General features: G+C 62.2%; 20 protein-coding genes. 17 read left to right on the forward strand and 3 right to left on the reverse strand.

The window, feature by feature from the left end:
* Positions 1-158 precede the first annotated feature (158 nt).
* Positions 159-1,577, reverse strand: coding sequence for an ISNCY family transposase (locus ASE22_RS25700; protein ID WP_056366771.1), 1,419 nt, complete (start codon positions 1,575-1,577; stop codon positions 159-161).
* Positions 1,578-1,721: 144 nt separating this feature from the next.
* Entirely contained in the window at positions 1,722-2,288 is a 567-nt protein-coding gene (locus ASE22_RS25705) for a hypothetical protein (RefSeq protein ID WP_056366774.1), read from the reverse strand.
* A 264-nt stretch (positions 2,289-2,552) separates the two neighbouring features.
* Here ASE22_RS25705 and ASE22_RS25710 point away from each other — a divergent pair, with 264 nt between their 5' ends.
* The 17 genes from ASE22_RS25710 (at position 2,553) to ASE22_RS25785 (ending at position 20,222) form a co-directional block, all read left to right on the forward strand.
* Complete coding sequence (locus tag ASE22_RS25710) at positions 2,553-3,311, forward strand: autoinducer binding domain-containing protein (protein ID WP_056366890.1); 759 nt, start codon at positions 2,553-2,555, stop codon at positions 3,309-3,311.
* Between the two features lie 241 nt (positions 3,312-3,552).
* Complete coding sequence (locus ASE22_RS25715; protein WP_056366777.1) at positions 3,553-3,915, forward strand: hypothetical protein; 363 nt, start codon at positions 3,553-3,555, stop codon at positions 3,913-3,915.
* The gene (locus ASE22_RS26490; RefSeq protein ID WP_082545418.1) at positions 3,912-4,586 is read left to right on the forward strand and encodes a lytic transglycosylase domain-containing protein; all 675 of its coding nucleotides are present in this window, start codon (positions 3,912-3,914) and stop codon (positions 4,584-4,586) included. The genes ASE22_RS25715 and ASE22_RS26490 overlap by 4 nt, the downstream gene beginning before the upstream one ends.
* Positions 4,583-4,924 (forward strand): TrbC/VirB2 family protein, encoded by a 342-nt coding sequence (locus tag ASE22_RS25720; protein WP_056366780.1) that lies wholly within the window; start codon positions 4,583-4,585, stop codon positions 4,922-4,924. Before ASE22_RS26490 ends, ASE22_RS25720 begins: the two co-directional genes overlap by 4 nt.
* 10 nt (positions 4,925-4,934) lie before the next feature.
* Positions 4,935-5,270 carry a type IV secretion system protein VirB3 gene (locus tag ASE22_RS25725; RefSeq protein ID WP_056366786.1) on the forward strand — a complete coding sequence of 112 codons (336 nt, stop codon included), beginning with the start codon at positions 4,935-4,937 and terminating at the stop codon, positions 5,268-5,270.
* The gene (locus tag ASE22_RS25730) at positions 5,263-7,680 is read left to right on the forward strand and encodes a VirB4 family type IV secretion/conjugal transfer ATPase (protein WP_056366788.1); all 2,418 of its coding nucleotides are present in this window, start codon (positions 5,263-5,265) and stop codon (positions 7,678-7,680) included. Before ASE22_RS25725 ends, ASE22_RS25730 begins: the two co-directional genes overlap by 8 nt.
* Positions 7,681-7,684: 4 nt before the next feature.
* Positions 7,685-8,401 (forward strand): type IV secretion system protein, encoded by a 717-nt coding sequence (locus tag ASE22_RS25735; RefSeq protein ID WP_056366790.1) that lies wholly within the window; start codon positions 7,685-7,687, stop codon positions 8,399-8,401.
* On the forward strand, positions 8,398-8,616 hold the full coding sequence (locus ASE22_RS25740) for an EexN family lipoprotein (protein ID WP_056366793.1): 219 nt from the start codon (positions 8,398-8,400) through the stop codon (positions 8,614-8,616). Before ASE22_RS25735 ends, ASE22_RS25740 begins: the two co-directional genes overlap by 4 nt.
* A gap of 14 nt (positions 8,617-8,630) precedes the next feature.
* Positions 8,631-9,575, forward strand: coding sequence for a type IV secretion system protein (locus tag ASE22_RS25745; protein ID WP_056366796.1), 945 nt, complete (start codon positions 8,631-8,633; stop codon positions 9,573-9,575).
* A gap of 334 nt (positions 9,576-9,909) precedes the next feature.
* Positions 9,910-10,599, forward strand: a complete 690-nt coding sequence (locus ASE22_RS25750; RefSeq protein WP_056366893.1) for a virB8 family protein — start codon at positions 9,910-9,912, stop codon at positions 10,597-10,599.
* A complete protein-coding gene (virB9, locus tag ASE22_RS25755) occupies positions 10,596-11,453 on the forward strand; it encodes a P-type conjugative transfer protein VirB9 (protein WP_056366798.1) in 858 nt (285 codons plus the stop codon). Before ASE22_RS25750 ends, virB9 begins: the two co-directional genes overlap by 4 nt.
* A gap of 5 nt (positions 11,454-11,458) precedes the next feature.
* Entirely contained in the window at positions 11,459-12,676 is a 1,218-nt protein-coding gene (gene virB10, locus ASE22_RS25760) for a type IV secretion system protein VirB10 (protein ID WP_056366896.1), read from the forward strand.
* A 2-nt stretch (positions 12,677-12,678) separates the two neighbouring features.
* Positions 12,679-13,683 carry a P-type DNA transfer ATPase VirB11 gene (gene virB11 / locus ASE22_RS25765; protein WP_056366802.1) on the forward strand — a complete coding sequence of 335 codons (1,005 nt, stop codon included), beginning with the start codon at positions 12,679-12,681 and terminating at the stop codon, positions 13,681-13,683.
* Positions 13,684-13,702: 19 nt separating this feature from the next.
* Entirely contained in the window at positions 13,703-15,661 is a 1,959-nt protein-coding gene (locus ASE22_RS25770) for a type IV secretory system conjugative DNA transfer family protein (RefSeq protein ID WP_056366805.1), read from the forward strand.
* The gene (locus tag ASE22_RS25775) at positions 15,642-16,595 is read left to right on the forward strand and encodes an LPD7 domain-containing protein (RefSeq protein WP_056366809.1); all 954 of its coding nucleotides are present in this window, start codon (positions 15,642-15,644) and stop codon (positions 16,593-16,595) included. Before ASE22_RS25770 ends, ASE22_RS25775 begins: the two co-directional genes overlap by 20 nt.
* Positions 16,596-16,846: 251 nt before the next feature.
* Positions 16,847-17,677, forward strand: coding sequence for a type IV toxin-antitoxin system AbiEi family antitoxin domain-containing protein (locus ASE22_RS25780; protein ID WP_056366812.1), 831 nt, complete (start codon positions 16,847-16,849; stop codon positions 17,675-17,677).
* Between the two features lie 250 nt (positions 17,678-17,927).
* Positions 17,928-20,222, forward strand: a complete 2,295-nt coding sequence (locus tag ASE22_RS25785; RefSeq protein ID WP_056366815.1) for an AAA family ATPase — start codon at positions 17,928-17,930, stop codon at positions 20,220-20,222.
* On the opposite strand, the gene ASE22_RS25790 is transcribed toward ASE22_RS25785, so the two are convergent.
* Positions 20,219-20,422, reverse strand: coding sequence for a DUF3489 domain-containing protein (locus ASE22_RS25790; RefSeq protein WP_056366817.1), 204 nt, complete (start codon positions 20,420-20,422; stop codon positions 20,219-20,221). The genes ASE22_RS25785 and ASE22_RS25790 overlap by 4 nt on opposite strands.

The following is a 20,422-nucleotide window of genomic DNA, read 5'->3' on the forward strand; positions in this document are numbered from 1 at the left end:
TGCCATTTAGAGAAGTCACAATTTCTGCCATATAGAAATGTCACACGTTGAGGACAGCAGGGGCTGCGTGGAGCCCTCGGGATAGCGCAGCGCAGACCCTGCTGATGCGCTGATCTTGGGGTAGTGGCCATGGACCCGCTGCCCTGCAGTGGGCCCGGTCATGTCCTCTGCACGAACCTGAGCGTGCCGCGTTCGTGCAACGCCTCATCACTGAGCCTGGGACCGCGCTTGAGCTTCGAGCCGCCCAGTTTGCGGCGATCGATCTTCGCGGGTGGTTCCGGCTCGGGGAACAGATGCATGGGTTGGTCACGGCGGGCAGGGGCGTCATTGTTGCGTTTGCGATGATGCGGCATGATCGCCTGCATCTGCCGGGCCAGCAGCAACGCTGCGTCCAGATGCTTGTTCTCGACAATGGCAGGCTGGTTCACCTGCCGCATCTTGTCGAACTGACGATAGGGCAGGACATGGCCCTCATGCTCGATCTCCAGTCGACCGTCGGGATATTCGCAGACCGTCACCCGCTTGCGCGCCAGCTTTTCGCTGACATCGTTCGGCTCCAGGATGAACATCGCCTTGTTGTAGTGCAGCGTCAGCGCTGCCGTCACCGTTCGCTGCTCCCGCCAGACCATGATCGAGCGCAGATCGTCATGCGGTGCAAGCGGGCGGTGCAGATCGCGGACATCGAAGGCAGGGCGGGCAAACCGCTCGTTGTGCCTGGCCATATAACTGTCGAGGAAAGCGTTTGCGTCCGCGATCGACGAGATACCCTCCAGTCGCATCGCTTTCACCAGGCGATCCTGCAAGGTGGCGTTGGCCCGCTCGACGCGGCCCTTGGCCTGTGGCGAGTTGGCGCAGATGATCTCGATGTTCAGGGCATCCAGCGCACGGCCAAAATGCGTCATCCCGTCGCCACGCGCGGCGCTGGCCCGCGCGTTCCGGAAAACACTGTGCTTGTCGGAATAAAAGGCCACCGGCTTGCCGTGCCGTTCGATATACGCGCGGGTCGCCTCCATGTAAGCGAAGGTGCTCTCGCTCTCGACCATCCTGAGGTGCATCAGTTCGCTGGTCGCGTCGTCGATATAGACCAGCAATGTGCATTGCGGGCCGCGGTCTTCGAACCACCAATGTTTTGAGCCGTCGATCTGGATCAGTTCGCCCCGACAATCCCGGCGGTAGCGCGGCTGATATGGGCGAGGACGGCGAGCCTGACGATCCTTCCAAATCCCGGCCTCGATCATCATCTGCCGCAGCTTCTCACGCGAAATCCGGAGATCATGCCGTTCGGCCAAATACTCCGCAGCCAATGTAGGCCCAAAATCATGATAATGGGTCCGAACCAGTGCGACAATCTGATCTCTGATGGCATCATCCAAGCGCCGGTTACTTGGTCGACCACGGCGGCGCGACAAAAGCCCGGATGATCCATCGTCAAGGTAACGCGTCAGCAGTCGATGGGCGTGGCGGCGGCTGACGCTCATCAGCCTTGCGGCCTGGGTGACGGTCATGCGACCTGAAACCACATGCATCAGCGTCTCGACCCGCGAAAGCTCCTCGGTACTCATACGCAACACCGCCATGCTCAATACCTCCGAACAGCCGGAGGGCACGGTAGCCCAAGTGAGACATCTCTACTTTGCGCAACTGTGACATCTGAACGTTGCTGCTACAATTTTCCGGATTGATAATAATGGTTATGTTAAATTCGGCCAATTCCGGAGCAATCAGAACGCCAGTTCAGCCTGCTTTGGGACCGCTCTCGGCTGTTCTTGTCTGCCGCCAATCAGACCGCGCGCGCACCCTGCCAAAATATAAACGGCTTGGCGCTGCGCACCGCGATTATGGTGATCGACGCAATAGCCTTGATAGTGCCGCTTGAGCAAGCCAGCGCGCACCAGCTCCGACACCGCCCGGCTCACATTCGTCTTGCCCGAAGCCCGTACCTGCTCACGGATGGCGTCTTCGACCATGGCCGTGGCCTGACCCCCATCCATCGGCAACGCGCCGGACATTGCCAGATCGCTGCGTATCCGTTCTTCCAGGGCCACGCGACGGGGGTCGCGCTGCCCCATCGGCGTCAGTGCATCACAAAGCCAGTCACGCAAGGGAATGAGGCCGCCGCCCTTGGCTACCAGCGGTCCTGCGCGGCCGTCGGAACGGGAAACTTGGGCAATCAGGTTGAGCACCATGAAGGCGTAGCGCGGCCGAGACGAGGACCGCGCAAGCATCTCCAACAAGGACGGCATATCCAGTTGCTGGCGGCTGTCGCCGATGATCGGAGCGTGCAACATAACAGGATTGAATCAAGCACATATGGGGGTTGAAGTGAATCCCATTTGGCCGGTGGCTTCATCATTTTGTCGGCTGTGACACTTTGCCCGAAGGTAAAGTGTCACGCGCGTCCTTTCATCATCGCACCGGGCAGCTCCCGGCTAAGACGACCTGTGCATTTGTTGCGGGGAGCTGCCTGCAGGACGCATCCAGTCTTGTTTTTCAATGGCTTCGCCGAACGGTGACTGGACGAAACCGCTATCGAAATGCGAATCATTCGCACTATGAGCAGTCTTGAAGATGCTGGCCGCTTGGGCGATATCACCGCATTCGAAGCCGAATGCCGGCAGGCGGCGACGCTCGATCAGCTCAAATCCTTGCTCGATGATATTGTCCGCCAGTTCGGGTTCCGCTGGTTCGCATTGGTGCACAATGTCGACTTGAAGCGAACCACTCGGAAAGCCCTGCTGATAACCACCTATCCAGTGCGCTGGATCGAGGAAATTATGGAGTCACGACTCTATCTTGAGGATCCGGTTCACGCCGCTTGCGTCAAAACCGTCTCCGGCCTCACCTGGGATCAAATCGGCGATTATATCGCGCCCAATACCCGCCAGCTTTCGATCCTTGAACGGGGTCGCGGACATGGACTGGTATCTGGGTTTACTATGCCGATCCGGATGCGCGATGAGCCTGACGCGATGTTTACAGTAGCGCGGCAAGGCGATGAGACGATCTCAAGCCCGGACCTTCTCTCTGCCCGATTGATTGGCACGGTTGCGTTCGACCAGGCTCGAGCCCTTCTCGGTCCCGATGAACTGGCAAACGTCCCGATAGCGCTCAGCCCGCGGCAGATCGACTGCATTGATCTGGTGGCACAGGGCAAGAGCGACTGGGAGATCGGACAGATCCTGGGTCTGAGCCGCGACACTGTCCATGAATATGTCGAAGGTGCGCGCCGGCGGTATGGCGTGCGTCGCCGGACCCAGCTTGTGCTTCGCGCTGTCCGAGACGGACATCTGAACATCGACGCGCTCGTCTAGCAGCGTCGCCCCCCACAATAGCGAATAGGCGCTTCAGGTCTCTCCGACTTGAGGCTCAAGGGATGGCTGGCGATCAACGCCGCCCTGCATTCCTGCCGTCTTGCACGACCTTGCACCTCGGCTCCCCCCTTGTGGGGGGATTGCACGAAATGGCCGCACCGAGTTCAAAAGAGAGGTGATTTTCAACGGAGAGTGGTCGGCGCATTTTTAATGCAGCGGCGCTGAAAAGCGGAGAAATCAGATGCGGCGCCTGCGCCTTGCCCTTGCCGTTCCGATCGTGGCGCTGTTCGCCCAGGCGGCTCCTGTGTCCGCCAACGATCTGGGCTGCCAGGTTTTGCTTTGCCTCTCGAACCCGGGCGGTGCGACCCAGTACCCCGCCTGCGTGCCGCCCATGGTGAAGCTCTGGGAGCGTTTGGCATTGGGCGGTTCATTCCCCGGCTGCTCCGGTGGTGGCGTTGCGAAGACCAAGGTCTATGATCGCGATTCCGCTTCGCGGCGCCGGGTGGTGATGACGTTCACCGACGGGCGGCAGCAATCCTATTCGCTTGCGAATATTGAACGCTTGCCAGCGTCTCCCGGCGAACCCGGGGCCACACCACAGTGATCCTGGAGCTCGCAACCGTGGTCGGACTGGCGCAGCAATGCGCACCATCGGTTGCGGTCGAAACGCTTGTGTCGGTCGTCCACACCGAGAGTCATTTCAACCCCTACGCCATCGGCGTGAATGCGAACGGCGTTGCCGCACCCAATCCCAGCGATCGGGTGTCGGCCGCCGCAGTCGCTCGATCGCTGATCGCCCGCGGCTACAACATCGATCTTGGTCTGGGGCAAATCAACAGCGCAAATCTCAGGTGGCTTGGCCTGTCGGTCGAGGACGCCTTCGATCCCTGCCGCAATCTCGCCGCAGCCGCACGCGTGCTGGCTTCCAACTATCTGAGCGTTGCGCGCTCTAGCCCCTCTACAGAGGTGGCCATCGCGACCGCCATGTCGATGTACAATACGGGCAGTCGTTCCCGCGGGTTTGGAAATGGTTATGTCGGCCGCGTCTATGCGTCGTCGAGTGTCGTCGTGCCGGCGATCAGGCGCCAAGCGATCCCAGAACCCGCCGCTTTGCCCGCGCCAGTGAAGCCGGAACCCACAGTCGCGCAGCCTTCGGCGGAGGTTCGCTCACCGCGCGTCCAAGAGGCATGGGACACCACTGCGGGGGCGCAGACGGCATCATTGATGGTCTTTGGGGGAGCATCCAACAGTTCACCGAAAGGACAATCCGAATGACTGCCTTAGCGACCAATTCCAAGATATGGTTGACGCCGCGGCGGCGCACTTTCGCGCAATATCTGGCACTGTTTCTCGCGGTCATTGCGGTGTCGCTCCTGCTCACTGATCCGGCCCATGCCCAAGCGGCCGACGGCGTCACGTCGATGGCCGAGAATATCAAGACCTGGCTGACCGGTACTTTTGCGAAAACGATCGCGGTGATCGCGGTCGTCATCGTGGGTTTCATGTTCTTCACCGGGCGGGCAAGCTTGGGGCTCCTGGTCACCGTCATCGTCGGCATCTTCATCGTGTTCAGCGCACAGTGGATCGTCGATACCATCACTGGCGGCGCGTGAGTGCGCTGTGATGGACGATGAAAAACTCAGGGAAGAAACGCTCTTCCTGGCCGTGACCCGGCCGACGATGTGGTTGGGCGTTCCGATCGAAGCATCGCTGCCGATTGCGCTGGCGGCGTGCCTGACGCTCATCGTCACCGGCAACCCGCTTTACGCTTTTGCGCTAGCCGGGGCCTTTCTGGCCATAGCCCGGCTGATCGTGCGGCACGACGCAAACGCCTTCCGCCTCTTGTGGCTCTGGACAACGACAAAGGCACGATGCCGCAACCGGGGATGGTGGGGCGGTAGCTCTTACTCGCCCCTGCCGATCGATGGGGCGAAACGCCGGGGCTTTGCGCATGGCTAGCCGGGCCAACTCGTTGGGCGGCGCTGCCGCCCGGACGCCGTGGCGGATCCTCAAGAACGAGGCGGACCCCGGGCGCTACCTCCCTTATGCGCGTCATATCGACGACAACGTCATCGCGCTCGACGGGCGCGACCTCATGATGATGTTCAAGCTCGATGGCCTCGCATTCGAGACGGCCGACCCAATCCATCTCAACGACTGGCACGAAAAGCTCAACGGCACGCTGCGTAATATTGCCGACGATCGCCTCGCGATCTGGACCCATATCGTCCGCCGGCCGATCACGGACTATCCCGAAGGCGAGTTTCGCTCGGCCTTTGCGGCCGATCTCGATGCAAAATACCGCGCGCGGGTGACCGCCAAGCGCATGTTCGTGAACGAGCTCTACCTGACGCTCATCATGCGCCCGTCCGTTGGATCGGCTGATCGTACCGGCGTGCTCCTTCGACGTCTGGCATCGGCGCGCAAGGAGCGAGCCGAAGTCGACGAGGACGAGCTTGCGCTCTTCGAGGATAAGGCGCGTGACATCGAGAAGCTCCTCGCACGCTGCCGGCCCCGACGCCTCCACTTGTACGAGTATAATGGCCTGATGTTCTCGCAGCCGCTCGAGGTTCTCGAACTGGTGATGATGGGCCGCGCTGGCAGGGTGCCCCTGGTCCGAGGCCATCTCGGCTCCGCCATCTATGGGGAACGGGTGATCTTCGGTCGCGAGACGGTCGAGGTGCGGGCGCATGACACGAGCCGGTTCGTCGGCCTTTTCGGCATCCGCGAATATCCGGCCATGACGCGGCCAGGACAGATGAACGCGCTCCTCAGCCAGGATTTCGCGTTCGTCGTCACACAGTCCTTCGCGTTCATGGGCAAAGCGCGGGCCTCGGAGCGCTTGCGCCGTCGGCAGAACCAGATGGCATCGACCGAAGATGCCGCTGCGAGCCAAGCGCTTGAGCTGGCCGACGCGGCCGATGATCTTCAGAGCAATCGCTTTGTCCTGGGCGAACATCATTTCTCGCTCGCGGTCTTCGGTGAAAATCAAAAACGCCTCGCCGAAAATCTCTCGACCGCACGGGCCGCCCTTGCCGACGCGGGTCTGGTAGCCGCTCGGGAGGGTCCGGCGCTGGAGGCCGCCTTCTGGTCGCAGCTTCCTGGCAACTTCGCATGGCGTGCGCGGCCTGCGGCTATCACGTCACGCAATTTTGCCGCGCTCTCGCCGTTCCACACTTTCCCCGCCGGCAAGCCCGATGGCAATCACTGGGGTGCTGCGATCGCGTTGATGAAGACCGCAGCCCAGTCTCCCTTCTATTTCAACTTCCATGTGAACGATCTTGGCCACACGCTGATCATCGGCCCGTCGGGCGGCGGCAAGACCGTCGTCCAGAATTTCCTGATGGGGCAGCTCGAGAAAACCGGCGCGCAGCAGATCTTCATCGACAAGGACCGAGGGGCCGAGATCTATGTGCGGTCATCCGGTGGCACGTATCTGGCGCTGCGCAATGGCGTGCCGACCGGGTTCGCGCCACTCCGCGCGCTTGAGCAAACCCCGGGCAACATAGTCTTCCTCGGCAGGTTGATCCGGCATCTGGTGACCCCCTCGGGCATCCAGCTCGGCGTCACGCAGGAGCGGATGATCGACGAGGGTATCCTCTCGATCGGACGCCTTCCCCCGGAGGAGCGGTCCATCCTCGCGCTTCGCCAATTGCTCGGACAGCGCGATCCGGAAGGGATAGGCGCGCGGCTTGAGAAATGGTCGCGCGGCGGCGCACTTGGCTGGGTGTTCGACAATGACCGGGACGAGTTGACGCTCGAGGCCCGGTTCATCGGTTTCGACATGACGGATTTCCTCGACAATCCCGAGATCCGCACGCCGCTCATGATGTACATGTTCCACCGGATCGACGCCCTGCTCGATGGCCGTCGCCTCGTGATCGACATCGACGAGTTCTGGAAGGCGCTGGGCGATGATGCCTTCCGCGCCTTCGCGCAGGATGGCCTGAAGACCTACCGGAAGCAGAATGCCTTTCTGGTGTTCGGGACGCAAAGCCCGGCTGACGCTCTGCGATCGGACATCTCTCATAGCATCATGGAACAGGTCGCCACCAAAATCCTCTTGCCCAACCCCCACGGACGAGAGGTCGATTATATCGATGGACTCGGCCTCACCCGTGCCGAGTTCAAGCTCATCAGAAACGATCTGATCCCCGAAAGTCGTCGGTTTCTGGTCAAACAGGGTCACGATTCCATCGTGGTGGAGCTCGATCTCGGCGGCCTGTCCGACGAGCTGGCCGTCCTCTCGGGCACCACCGAAACCGTCGGAATTCTCGATCAGGTTCGTCGCGAACTTGGTGACGATCCCAGCCATTGGCTGCCCGTTTTTCACGAGCGCCGCCGCGCCACCACCAGAAGGAAAGGATAAGGTCATGAAAGCACTACGAGCGCTCGCGATTGTCAGCGGATTGGCGATCTCCGTGCCGGCGTTCGCGCAGGGCATCCCGGTCTATGATTCCAGCACGTTCCTGCAGACCCTCTCAACGGTGAAGAACACCCTGTCGATGATCGAACAGGGGAAGCAGCAAATCTCCCAGGCCACCGAGATGTTCAACAGCGTCAACAAGCTGACGAACGTCAATCAGATTGCCTCGTCCCTGAACACAGACGCCGTTCGCCACCTCTTGCCAAGCGAGGCACGGGACATTCAGCGCCTTATGTCTTCGGACACGACAGGCCTTGGCAGTCTTGGATCTTCAGCAGATCGGATTCGCAGCAACTACCGGGTCGATCTTCCCGCGCTCCGCCCTGACGCGACCGCTTTCGAGCGCTCGAACCGCGATTCCATTTCTCGTAATGGCGACATGGCGGCGCGCGACGCGGCCATTGCCGAGGCAGCATATGGCGTCACTGCCCAGAGAACGACGGGTCTCGAGGAACTGCGTTCGTCGCTGGACACCGCGTCGGACGCGAAGGACGTGATGGATATCCAAGCCCGTGTTGGCGTGGAAAATGCACATATCCAGAACGATGCGGTCCAGCTTCAGGCGCTTCAGATGCGGCAGACCGCCGAGGCGAGACTGCGTTCGCAGCGAGATGACGAGACCGGCCTCGCCAAGCTTCAGCAGAGCCTGAGTAGCCGGCCGTGAAGGGGATCGCCGCGGCCCTCCCAGTTCTCGCGGCCACGTTCCTGAGTGGTTGCGGGCAGCCGATCGGCAAGGCGGACCTGAAGTCCGATCCCAAGTTACGCGCTGAGATCCTCGCCGCGTGCGCCAACGGCACCCACACCGATGCCCAGGAATGCAGCAACGCAAAGGACGTCGAGAACGCCGACAAGCTCGAGCGTTCGCTGGATCACAAATAGGCGGGGAATTGGCCATGGCGTCCACACTCTTCGCGGATATCTACACCAACATCGACGGGAAGCTCGATCTCTTCCTGAACGAGCGTCTCAACAACGTCATTGATGTCGTGCGGGGACCGCTGGCGCTTGGCTTGGTCATCTACATCGCGCTGTTCGGCTATATGGTGATGCGCGGTATCGTCAGCGAGCCTTGGGGCGAGCTGGTGTACCGGATGGTGAAGCTCTGCCTCCTCTATGTTGCAGCCACAACCGTCGCCTACTCCGAGTGGATCACGAATCCGCTCTTTCATGGGATGCCGGACGCCATCTCACAGGCGCTGGCGGGCAAGACCATCACTAGCGTCGGTTCGGTGTTCGACGATTATTTTGGTCAGGTCGATTCCCTCGTTTTGATCATCCGAACCGAAGCCGCGACCTATCTCGACATTAATCCGTGGAAGCTCGTTCTGCTCACGCTGGCGGTGGCGATTTACGGATTGGCGGGCCTCTCCGCAGCAATCGGATTTGCGATAACCGTGTTCGCGAAGGTGGCGCTCGCCATCGTGATCGCGCTTGGTCCGATCTTCATAGCGTTATCGCTCTTCGAAACCACGCGTCGCTTCTTCTACGGATGGCTCGGGCAGGTATTCAACTACATCGTCCTAATGGCGGTGATCATCGCCATCACGGCTCTGATCACCGATCTTGGTGCCACGGCGCTGACTGCGGCCGAAGGCACCCCGGACGTGACGATCGGCGCTGTCTTGTTTGCGGTCTACATCTTCCTTGGGACGATATTCTTCTTTCAGGCCCCGTCGATCGCGACCGGCATTGCGGGGGGCGCTGCGGCCGGCGTCGGCGCTTTTGCCGGCTCGGCCTGGGGGACCATGGCGGCACCGTTCCAGCAACGCCGCAGCGCTCGCAACAGTCGCAATCTCGAACGTGCCGCCCAGCGCGGTGGTTCGGTGAGCCGCGCATGAGGAAGGAAGACCCTTTGACGAGACCAACCACGATAGTCCGCGCGCTCTGGCGATCAGCCGTCGTCATCGCACTGATCCCGTCACTCGCCCAAGGGGCATCGGGGCCAAAGAAACTACCCGTCTGCAACGGCAAACATCTGCGCGAGGTGAACATCTACGGGAGCGTGCTGCCGGGTTCGCCGCTCCCGGCAATCGTGGCACCCCCTGCCCCGCCGCCCGTGCCGCAGATCAAACAGCCAGTTGATGCCGGCACTCCGCCCCCGCCTGTTCCCGCCCCGCTTCCCGAGAAGACGTCCGCGCGCGCGACCCCCGGCACCCTTGGGAGTTGCTGATCATGCGGAACCAGACCGAAGGCGTGCCGGCAAAAGACGCTGAACTCTATTTCGGGCATGCCCGATCCTGGGATCAGGACCGTCAGCGCAAATCGTTACGATCCGAACGCATCGCCTGGGTCGTGGCCGGCCTGGGGCTGCTTGCCGCGACCGCGGAGGGCTTCGCACTCGCGGGCCTGGCCCCGCTGAAGACGGTCATGCCGTACATTATTCGCGTCAATCAGACGACAGGCGCGGTCGATGTGCAGACCACCCTCACCCAGAAACCGATGCGCTATGACGAGGCGGTCACGAAATTCTTCCTCGCGCAATATGTCCGGACACGGGAAAGCTGGTTGCCAGCGGCGGCCGAAGAGAATTTTCGCGCTGTCACAATCCTGTCCGAACCAGGCGAGCAACAGCGCTGGGGCCGGTTTTTCAGTTCGAACAATGCCGCGAGCCCACAGGTTGTCTGGGGCAAGGGTGCGGTCGTCCAGGCCCGCGTGCGCAATATTGCCTTCATCAACGATCGGGTTGCAAACGTCCGCTTCACGCGGACGGTGCAGACCGACACCGATACGCAGAGCAGCGACTGGATCGCGACCGTCACCTTCCGGTACACGAATGCGCCGATGGCGGAGGGCGACCGCTATCGCAATCCATTGGGCTTCCAGGTCGAGAATTATCGCGCGGACCCCGAGGTGGTGCGATGAACCGCCTTCTCTCTATAGCGAGCCTTCTCGCCATTATAGCGACACCCGCCCTTGGGGAGGACACCCCGCGCGGAGGGCCGGCGGATCCACGTGTAAAGTTCGTCGAATATCAGGAGACCCAGGTCTACCGGATCGTCGGCACATTTCGGACGGCGACCCAGGTGGTGCTCGACGCCGATGAGACAATCGAACATGTCGCGCTCGGCGACACCGTCTCATGGGAAGTGGCGGTTGCCGGTCATATTCTGTTCCTGAAACCCCGCGAGCGTGCGGGACCGACCAACCTCATCGTCACGACCAATCGCGGGGGCGAACTGCGCAACTACGCCTTCGAACTGACCGCGCGCCGGGGACCGATCGGCAGCGGGAGCCGTGACACATTCTTCCAGGTTCGGTTTCACTACCCGCGCGATGAGGCCGATCGTGCCGCTCGCATGCGCGCCACCCAGGAGGCGCAGCGCGTTGCAGCGCTGCAGGCGAGCGCCGTCCGGGGCGCCCTCGACCATGGCGTCATCGATGGACCGCGCAATCTGAATTACAAGGTCCAGGGTGCGAGAGATCTTCAGCCGTCGGAGATCTCCGACAACGGCCAGTTCACGGTCCTGCGCTTCCCCGGCAACCACGAAATCCCGGCGATCTATCTGGTGCGACCGGACGGCTCGGAGTCCTTGGTCCCGTTCGATGTCCGCGACGAGTTTGTGGTCGTCCACGCCGTGGCGGCTCAACTGCGCCTGCGCCGGAACCGGGAGGTGCTGTGCATCTATAACCTCGCGCCGACACCTTATGGCGTCGATCACGGCACCAACACCGCATCGCCGCATGTCGAGCGCACCATACAAGACCCGAAGGAGTGAGTGCGATGGACGAGATTGCGGCCGAAGCCCCTCGCCGCCCGCAGGGCGATCCGACACCCGAACGCGACGAAATCGTCCGCGAGCGCGGCATCGACCCGATCGGGGGGATGACGCCGGCAAAGCGGAATACAGCCCTGATTTTCGCCGGGACGGCGATGGTGCTCGGCATTTTGTGGGTGAACTCGGGACCGAGCAAGACCGGCTCGAGTTTGATGGGAAAGCCCGAGGCAATGGCCAAGCGGCCGGATCTCGCGGCGCGCGAAACGGTCGCTTATGATGCTGTCGCAGCGAAACCCAAGCCGCTCGGCGCCTTGAGCGCCGATCCCAACGCTCCCGTCCTCAATCCTCCACCGACCGTTGGCCCTGACGGACAGATCGTTCCGGCAATAGAGCCCGGAGCGCAGCCAGCGGCGGCGCCGCAGAACACGCGCCAGAACCTGGCCGATCAGGCACGTCGTTCAACATTGATCGCCTATGGCGGCCGCGACGCGCTGCAGGCACCGGGAGGCTCTAACGGTGCTGGCTCCGATACCGGCAATGCGGGCACAGCTGGCGACGGCTCGACCGATCCGGCCGTCCGCAGCGCGCCCAATGCGCTCGATGCGCTTCGTCAGAGTTCGGCCGTTGGCGAGGCACGCGCCTCGATGCTGCCCAATCGCAACTATCTCGTCACCGCCGGCACGCTGATTCCCTGCATTCTTCAGACCGCCATGAATTCGGCGCAGCCGGGTTACACCTCCTGCCTCATTCCGCGGGACGTCTATTCGGAGAATGGCCTCGTCGTGCTGATGGAGAAGGGCACCAAAGTCCTTGGCGAATATCATGGTGGCATCCAGCAGGGGCAGAACCGGCTCTTTGTGCTCTGGACCCGGGCCGTCACGCCGCAGGGCGTGCGCATCGATCTGGCCTCTCCGGGGTCCGATGCGCTCGGGCGTGCCGGCATTGCCGGGTCCGTCGACACCTTCTTTTGGGCGCGGTTTGGCAGCGCACTGCTGCTCTCGCTGGTCGACGACGCCGCCTACATCGCCGGACAGTCCGTCTCCGGCGGGAGTAACAATTTTAACAACACGACACGGACCCCGAGCGAGGGGGCGAGCATCGCGCTACAGAACAGTATCAACATCCGTCCGGTCCTGAAAAAGAACCAGGGCGAGGAAGTCGGCATCTTCGTCGCCAAGGACTTCAATTTCGCCGACGTTTACAATCTCGAGTTGCGGCGCTGAGGATGGGCGATACCGCTGTCCTGCGCCATTATCTCGCACCGATCCTGCCGCTGCTGGAGCCGGTCGAGGTGACTGAGCTTGTCATCAACAAGCCCGGCGAGGTCGGCATTGAGGACCATCTGGGCTGGCATTGGCACAATGTCGCCGAGCTCGATAGCGAATGGCTCGCGACGCTCGCCGTCGCAGCGGCAAGCTTCACCCGGCAGGACGTGAATGCGGAGACGCCGATCTGCTCGACCATCTTGCCAGGGGGTGAGCGCTGTCAGATCGTCATTCCGTCAGTGACACCAACGGGCGCGCCGTCCTTCACCGTCCGCAAGCCTTCGCGCGTAACCCTCGCGATCGACCAGCTCGCAGATTCGGGGCTGTTCATGAGCACGCGCGCCGCTGCGCAAGGCCTTGGCGAAGTCGATGCGCAGCTGATTGCGCAGCGCGATGTCGGCGATTGGCCAGCTTTCTTCCGAACGGCCGTTGCCGCCCGCAAGAATATCCTGGTGAGCGGCGCGACCGGCTCGGGCAAGACCACCTTTGCCAAGGCGCTGATCCAGCTGATCCCGCCGGATGAGCGGCTGCTCACGATCGAGGATACGCGCGAGCTCGTTGTCGAACATCGCAATGTCGTGCACATGGTCTATTCGAGCGAGCGACAGGGGCTCGCGAAGGTCGGCCCCAAGCAATTGCTCGAGAGTGCGCTGCGCATGCGGCCCGATCGCATCCTCCTGCAGGAGCTGCGGGACGGCACGGCCTTCTTTTATCTGCGCAACGTCAACTCGGGCCATCCAGGTTCGATCACGACCGTCCATGCCGGCTCGGCGATGGGCGCGTTCGAGCAGCTGACGTTGCTGGTGAAGGAATCCGAAGGCGGACGCGATCTGGCCCGCGACGATATCCGTGGGCTCTTGCACATGCTCGTCGACGTCGTGGTCCAGACCCGCAAGCGCGCCGGAAAATTCGAAGTCGAGGAGGTGTATTTTGATCCGGCTGTCGGACGCACGACCGCTCACTAGGGTCGCCATCGTCGCGGCGATGCTCGCGACAACCTTTTTGGCGTGCGTCTTGTGCGCGGTACTGGTCGCGCTGGTCGGCTTGAACCAGATCGGCCCGCACATGCAGATCTCGGCGATCCCCGCCTGGCTCTGGTATTACCGAGGCGATCCGCTCCTGCATTTGTGGCTGGAGCGAGGCGCGCTGGTCAGCGGCGCAATCGCTTTCGTCATTCTGCTGGTCATCCTGAAGCGTGAGCGCACGCTTCATGGCGAGGCACGGTTCGCGCGTGAAAGCGAAATTCGGCGCGAACATTTGCGCAGCAACAGTGGGATCATCGTCGGGCAGAAAGGCGGCCGCTATCTCGTTTTCGGCGGCACCGAGCATGTGTTGCTCGAAGCACCGACGCGCGCCGGCAAGGGCGTCGGCGTGGTGATCCCCAATCTTCTGAGTTGGCCAGACTCCGTGGTGGTGCTCGACGTGAAGCGCGAGAATTGGGACATCACCGCTGGTTTTCGCGCACGGCATGGCCAGGCGGTCTATCTGTTCGACCCGCTCGATCCCGAGGGGCGAAGCGCCCGTTACAATCCCTTGAGCTTCATTGACCGGCTCGACGACACCGATGTGATCAATGAACTCCAGAAGATCGGCGGCATGCTGTTTCCGGCACCGGAAAAGGCCGATCCGTTCTGGGCCGAAGCCGCGCGGGCGGCCTTTGTCGGTGTCGGCGCGCTCGTCGCGGCCAATCCCGCCCTCCCCTTCACGATTGGCGAAATCTATCGGCGACTGACGACGGGCGACCCCAAGGTCGAACTGCCCAAGGTCGTCGAAGAGGCCCAGCGCCGCGGCCAGCGGCTGAGCCAGGCCTGCGTGTCGGCGCTGAGCGACTTCACCTCCGCGTCAGACAACACCTTCTCCGGTATCAAACAGACGATCACATCGAAGCTCAATCTGTGGCTCAACCCCTATGTCGATGCCGCGACGTCGGAGACCGATTTCGATCTGCGTCAGGTTAGACGCGAGCGGATTTCAGTCTATCTCGGGGTGTCGCCCGATAATATCGACCGCATCGCTCCGGTCTATAATCTCTTCCTCCAGCAGCTGATCGATCTCAATACGCGGGAACTGCCTGAGAATGGCGGCCGCGTGCCGGTGCTCATTTTGCTCGACGAATTTGCCCGCCTCGGCAAGGCGCCGGTCATCGCGTCGGCCTTTTCCTATGTCGCAGGCTACGGACTTCGCCTGTTGCCCGTGATCCAGAGCCGGTCCCAGCCCCGCGGCATCTATGGCGTCGATGTCACCGACGAGATCATCGCCAATTGCGGACTAGAGATCGTGTTCACCCCCAAGGAGTTGAAGGTTGCCAACGAACTCTCTGAGCGGCTCGGCTTTTTTACGATGAACGTCAAATCGAAGAGCCGGACCATCCATGGCCTGCTCGCCAACCGCAGCATATCGGAGTCGGACCAGCGCCGCGCGCTGATGATGCCGCAGGAGCTGATGCAGATGCCCAAGGGCGAGCTTCTACTGATGCGCGGCGGCATTCCGCCCGTCAGGGGCCGCAAGATCGAGTATTTCCGCTCGAAGCGCTTCACGAGCCGGATCAGTGACCCACCCAAGGTCGCGCCCCGTCCGATCACGATCAACGCCGTGTCGTCAGCCGCCAAATTGGCAGGCAAGGCGAGTGGCAGTGATCCTTTGGCACAGGCCCTTAGCGCGAAGAAGGCCGCCTTGTTGAGCGACGGTCAGGCGATTGCGCAGACAGAACGGGCGCAACCTGCGATGCGCGCGCTCACCGGTGACGAACTCTCGGACTTTGCCGAAATCACCGATGACATGTTGGTGCTGGGCGACATGGTGGATCTACCACCGCCCGGCGACGAACAGGCCGCTATCGCCTTTGTCACGGCGATGACAGCCCGGGCCGTTCTCGAGCCCGTGGGTGCCGGTGTCCAATCTCCAGAATTTGCGACCGAGAGGCATGAACATGGCAGAGAATGATTCCAAGCAACCCAGTATGGCGCGGACTAGTGCCAACAGCGTTGGCCTCGACGACGCCAAACAGCGCAAGGCGGCTGCGCCAGAAAAGTCCTCGCCCGGGGGACCAAAGGACGGGCCCACCGAAGCACCTGATCATGTCGGCGCTGTCGGTGCGTCACGAAGTGCGCCCAAGGTGCATTCCCTCGAGGCGGGCGACGTGCCGGAGAGCGTGCGGAAGCGCTATTATGCCGACAAGGCGAAATGGTCGGGCGAACCCGCCTTTTTCACGACGGCGCAAGCGAAGGATCCCGCGTTTCGCGATCAGGGGCGGCGCCTGGTCACAGCAACGGAGAGTCAGGAGGTCGTCAAGGATCTGGTGGCGATCGCACAACACCGCAATTGGGACCGGATTCACGTCACCGGATCGGAAGAATTTCGGCGATCGGTCTGGATCGAGGCCAGTCAAAAGGGGCTCGAGGTCCGTGGCTACAAGCCCAATGATCGCGATCTCCAAGAGCTCGACCGGCTGCGCGGGGAGACGAGCCGTAACACGATTGCGCCCATGGCAGCAGCCCGTGATCTCGATGCTGTGCGTGGGTCATCCGGGATGAACCGGCAGAGCGACGGCAGTGCTTTGGAACGACCGGATGCCCGGCGCGGCGATCGTGGCAACACGCCGAATGATCGTGCGGCCGACAGCCAGATGCGCGTGATGGAAGCAGTGATCCGACGGACGTTGTTCAACAATCCCGAGGCGGTTGCGCGGGTGATGACCGTCGCGCGCGCACAGCTTGATGCGCATATTGCGGCGGGACGGAACATCCGACCGGCAATGGTCAAGGACGCCTCCCCCAGCGTCAGGCAGGATGTGGTCCGCGGCCGTGACCCAGCTACGCTCCCCATCCCTCGTCCCGGTCGCGAGCCCAAGCCTCAGGAACGCAGCCGCTCTCGGTGACTGGGGATCGGACTTTTGTGCCGCAGCCCCTCTGCGATAAAAGGGGCAGGCGATCGCCTTCTGGCTTAAGAACCGGCACATTTGTTCGGCTTGACCGATCATTTATCGTGATTGAAAACCACGAGCGGTGCAGATCGAGCCTGCCAATATATACTATGCGCGCGAACCGTCCCGCAAAGCGCGACAATCTTGCCAGATAATATAATTACCGTTATATCGAACGCGCCGGACATCGCTCACGGAGGCTCGAATTGCGCGAAGGATATAATCTCAAGACGCTTGGACCTCGGGCCGCCCAGCTGATCGTCGAACTCAACGAGCGCCGTCAGCCGATCTTTTCGCTCGCGGATGTCACCGAGATCACAGGTCTGAGCCCGTCATCGGCACGTAGCCTCGTTGCGAACACCGAAGCGCGCGGCATCGTCACGCGCCTCAAGCCCGGTCTCTACAATCTGGTGCCCTTCGAACGGGGCCGCGACACCGAGCATGTGAGCGATCCTTACCTCATCGCAAGAACGCTGGTGGGCGATGCGGACTACTTCATCTCCCACGGCAGCGCCCTCGAGCTGCACCGCATGGTCACCCAACCGCAGTTGGCCATCATCGTCTCCTGCGCCAAACGGCTGCGCCCGCAGCACATTCACGGGTATGAGTTCCGCTTCGTCGACGTCAAACTAAAGGATTTCTTCGGCCTGACCGAGATCTGGATCACATCCCAAGAGCAGGTCCGGGTCAGCGATCCCGAGCGGACCATCATCGATGGTCTGGACCATCCGCAATATGTCGGTGGCGTCACAGAGGTCGCCAAGGGACTCTGGATGAAGCGCGATACGCTACGGGTCGAGCTGATGATCGACTATGCGCTTCGCCTCGGTGTTGGCGCGGTCATCCGCCGCCTCGGCTATCTGCTGGAATTTTACGGGCTGGCCGATGCAGCCGCACTGGAGCCGTTGCGCGCGCGGCTGACGCCGACCTATCAGCGTCTCGATCCCCTGTTTCCCAATGAGGGCCGGATGCTGGCCCGATGGCGCATCCGACTCAACGTCGAGCCCGACGAACTCAATATAATCCGGAGCAGTTGATGATTCCCCAGCGCGATCTCTCCCGGATCGCCATTGATGATAGACTCAAGATAGGATCTTTCGGTCTATGTGCTCCTCGGTGCCTGAGTGCCGATTGAAATACTGCCGCTCGTGATGTTTTGAGTGGTCACTGTCGGAACGACGGCGCGATAAGACAATTACGACTGCGGTGGCAGCAAGCCCATCATTAGGCTAACGTGGGACAAGCGCCTGCCAGCGTAACCAGATTCCGCGACCGGGGGGACGCCTTTTGCTCGAACGTATTCAATTGCTGCGCAATGTCGGGCAATTCGATTCAGTCAACGCGGGCGGTCAAATCCCGCTCTCGACGCTGACCCTGATCTATGGCGAGAACGGGCGGGGCAAGACTACGCTGTCCTCGATCCTCCGTTCTCTTGGCACCGGCGACGCCGGCTTGGTGCAGGAGCGCCATCGCCTTGGCGCGGCAAACCCGCCCCATGTCGTTCTCGGCTTCGCCGGCAACGTAACGGTGCAGTTTCAAAATAATGGCTGGTCGGCCACCATGCCGCGTATCGCGATTTTTGACGATGCATTTGTCGCAGCCAACGTCTGCTCGGGCGTCGAGATAGCGGCAGGCCACCGCCAGAACCTGCATGAGCTGATCCTTGGCGCGCAGGGGGTGGCCCTGAATGCGGAGCTGCAGGGGCATGTCACCCGCATCGAGGAGCATAACCGCGCGCTCACCCAGCGGAGCAACGCGATCCCGGCGGCCGCGCGGGGCACTATCAATGTTGACGATTTCTGCGCGCTCGCCCCCGATCCCGATATCGAGGCAGCGATCGCCGATGCCGAGCGCGCCTTGGCGGCCGCCCGATCGGCTGACGTGATCCGCCAGCAGGCCACGTTCCTTCCCTTGTCACTGCCCACCTTCGATACCGAGGCGATCAACGCGTTGCTCGCGCGGACGCTGCCCGACCTTGAAGCCGAAGCGGGCGCGCGCGTGCGGGCGCACTTGCGCAGCCTTGGAAGAGGCGGCGAGGCGTGGGTCGGTGAGGGCATGAGCCGCATCGCCGGCGCGTCCCAGGACCAGGGCCACGATGTTTGCCCGTTCTGCGCGCAGGATTTGGCCGGATCGGCGTTGATCGGGCACTATCAGGCCTATTTCAGTGAGGCTTACGAGGGCCTGAAAACAACGATCACGCAGACGGGGCAGGGGATCAACACGGCGCATGCCGGCGAGATACCCGCCGCTTTCGAGCGGGCTGTGCGCATCGCCAGCGACGGGCGCACGTTCTGGAATGCCTTCACCGACATTCCGGCGATCGAGGTGGACACGGCTGCAGTGCTGCGAGACTGGATCGCAGCGCGTGATGCGGTGCTTGTCATCTTGCGGGCGAAAGCGGCGGCACCGCTGGAGGCCATGATCCTTGCGCCGGAAACGATCGCCCTGATTGCCGCTTATGACGTGCGGCGGGATGCCATCGCCGCCCTGTCTGAGGCGCTACAAGCCTGCAACGCTCCGATCGCCATCGTCAAGGAGCAAGCGGCCAACGCAGATGTGGCGGCACGCACCGGCGACCTGGCGCGCCTGCACGCCGTCCGATCGCGTCACAGCGACCCGGTCAGCGGCCTTTGCGACGATTACCTGGGCGAGAAGGCCGCCAAGACGGCGACCGAAGGCTTGCGCGCCCAGGCACGCATTGCCCTCGACAATTACCGCCAGAACATTTTTCCGGCCTATGAGGCCGCGATCAACAACTACCTCCAGCGATTCAACGCTGGCTTCCGGCTCGGTGCCGTCAATCCGGTGAACGCACGCGGCGGCTCGTCCTGCAGCTATAACGTCGTGATTAACAACGTCGCCGTGGCGCTTACGGGCGATGGCGGACCGGCCTTCCGCAATACCTTGAGCGCGGGCGACCGCAACACGCTCGCCCTCGCGTTTTTCTTCGCGTCGCTCGATCAAGACCCCCAGCTTGCGCAGAAGATTCTTGTGGTCGACGACCCCATGACCAGCCTCGACGAACATCGCGCGCTGACCACCGTTCAGGAAATGCGCCGCATGCAGGCGCGCGTCAGCCAGGTCATCGTGCTATCGCACTCGAAACCGTTCCTGTGCCAGCTATGGGAGGGTGCCGATGCCGCTGCACGTCAGGCAATCACGATCCGGCGCGATGCGATCGGATCGACATTCGCCATCTGGGACGTGAATCAGGACTGCATCACGGAGCACGACCGGCGCCACGCGCTCGTGGAGGCCTATCTGCAGGCAGCCGATCCGGCGAACGAGCGTAATGTGGCGGCCGCGCTGCGCCATATTCTCGAAGCCTTCATGCGGGTGGCGTATCCCGCCACGTTCATACCCGGCATGCTGCTCGGGCCGTTCCTCGGGATTTGTCAGCAGCGCGCGGGGCAGCAGAACCAGATATTGGCCCAGGCTGATATTGACGAGCTGCGCGACCTGCTCGCCCATGCGAACCGCTTCCACCACGACACGAACCCCGCCTACATGACGGCGGTGATCAACGATCACGAACTTACTCAATTCAGCGGGCGCGTGCTTGCCTTCGCGCGGCGCGGCTAATCGCCCGCCAGCCTGTAGCGCCGTTCGCCGCCGACATCTTCCACCGCGATATCGCGGCCGCTGGTGCGGAGGGTCGAAAGGGCGGAATGCACGGTATTGGCTTTCCAGCCAGTCAGATCAACGATTTCCCTGATGGTTGCGCCGTGATCACGCGCGAGCATGCCGACTAACATCGCCTGCTTGGTTCCGGCGCGCGCCAA

This window comes from Sphingomonas sp. Root720 (assembly GCF_001428605.1).
GTDB lineage: Bacteria > Pseudomonadota > Alphaproteobacteria > Sphingomonadales > Sphingomonadaceae > Rhizorhabdus.